Source organism: Streptomyces adustus (genome assembly GCF_009377175.1).
In the GTDB taxonomy this organism is placed as follows: Bacteria; Actinomycetota; Actinomycetes; order Streptomycetales; family Streptomycetaceae; genus Streptomyces; species Streptomyces adustus.
In genome coordinates this window covers 1-1,993 of sequence record NZ_VJZD01000518.1, presented here as the reverse complement: position 1 = coordinate 1,993, position 1,993 = coordinate 1, and the positions used below count along the sequence as shown (strand labels likewise).

The 1,993-nt window shown below is 70.1% G+C and carries 1 protein-coding gene; it reads left to right on the top strand.

The genetic code is table 11. The annotated features are described in order from the left end of the window. Nucleotides 1–75 precede the first annotated feature (75 nt). On the top strand, nt 76–1,993 hold a 1,918-nt coding region (locus FNH09_RS46255; RefSeq protein WP_152895855.1), incomplete at its 3' end, for an NACHT domain-containing protein.

Sequence of the window (1,993 nt, the reverse complement as noted above, 5' to 3'; positions counted from 1 at the left end):
ACCTCCGCCCCTCCGCCCACCGCACGCCGAGGGCGGAGGACATACCTGCGGCAGCTGCGGGCAAGCGTGCGGGACATGGAGACCGTGGGCGTCGCCACTCCGGGCAAGTTCGTACTGCAAATGCGCCAGGTCTACGTGGACGTCAGCCTCGTGCCGCAGGCGTTGCACACCACTACCAAGGAACCGTATCTGGGCACGGTGCCAGGCGGAGAGGCAACGGCGAGGCTGAGGGAGCGCCGCAGCCTGGAGTCGGTGCTACAGGATGCCGAGCGAGGAAAGAGGGCGCGGGTCCTGGCCGTGATCGGCGGGCCCGGGTCGGGCAAAACCACACTGGCCCGCAACACAACCCTGACGTTGTGCGAGCACCACTGGTGGCCATGGGGGCGGCTGCTGCCAGTGCTGCTGTACCTGCGCAACCACGCTCCAGCCCTGCTGGCCGAGGAGACACCGACGCTGGAAGCAGTGGCCGTCTCAGCCGGCTGGCTGAGGGGGAAAGTGTCGGCGCGCTGGCTGGAGCGCAGACTCGACCGCGGGGGGTGTGTGGTGCTGCTGGACGGACTGGACGAGGTCGCCGACCCAGCCGACCGGGGCCGCGTGGTGGCCTGGGTGCAGCGGCAGATCCAGCGGCATCCCCGCAACATCTACGTGGTGACCTCCCGCCCGCACGGTTACCACGCCAATCCGCTGCCGACGGCCGAGGTGCTGCAGGTACGGCGGTTCACCGGGGAGCAGATCGAGCGGTTCCTGCGCCAGTGGTCCTACGCGACCGAGAGCCGGGCCCCGTCTGGCGCCGGACGCCAGGTGCGAGACGTCGCGGACAGGAAGGCCGACGATCTGCTGGCCCAGCTGCGGACCCGGCCGGCACTGTACGACCTGGCCGCCAACCCGCTGCTGTTGACCGTGATCGCGAACGTGCACCACTACCGTGGGCAGCTGCCGGGCAGCCGCGCCGAGCTGTACGCGGAGATGTGTGACGTGCTGCTGCACCTCCGCTACGAGGCCCGCGGCCTGTCGGATGCCACCGGCCTGGGCGGTCCGCACAAGCAGCACGTCGTCCAGCGCCTGGCGCTGGCCATGATGAAGGCCAAAGCCCGGGACTGGCCGGCACGCGACGCCGTCAGGGCGATCCGCCGCCCGCTGCGCCAGGTCCCCGGCAACGTCGCCCCCGAGGTGTTCCTCGAAGAAGTTCGCAAGAGCGGCCTGCTGGTCGAACGCGAGCACGGCATCTACGGCTTCGCGCACCTGACCCTGCAGGAATACCTCGCGGCCGCCCAGCTCGGCACCTCCCGTGCCGACACCAGCATGCTGACTGGGAACGTCGACGACCCGTGGTGGCGCGAGACCATCCTGCTGTGGGCCGCCAACAACGACGCTACCGCCGTCATCACCGCCTGCCTGGACTGCGGCACCGCCCGCGCCCTGGCCCTGGCCTTCGACTGCGCCGACCAGGCCAGGGACCAGGCCAGGACCGTCGACCCCGCCACCCGCGACCGCCTCGAGAACCTGCTGGCGGCCCCTCTCACACCCGGTCAGCCCACAGACCCCGCCCGCCAGCAACTCCTCGCCGGTATCCAGGCCACCCGCACCCTGCGCGAGACCATCCCTCTCAACGACACCACCGCCTTGTGCGCACGCCCCGTCCCACGCGCCCTGTACGACCTGTTTCTCCGCCACGAACAAGCAGCCGGACGCCACCACCCCGATACAGGCCGCACCAGCAGCGGCGGGGACAGCGATACGGCAGCGGTGGGAATGCACGCAGGAGACGCCGAACGCTTCGTCGACTGGCTCAACATCATCACCAACGACGGCGACACCGTCTACCGACTGCCGACGCCTGAGGAACTGACCGAACTACCGATACCTGAGGAACTGACCGATCCGGCCTCCGCGATGGCCGCCTACCTGACCCGCCACACCATCTGGGCACACGACGGCACCCGCACCCTCCTGCACCAGCCGCCAGGCGTCCCCTGGCCCTACACCCCCACCC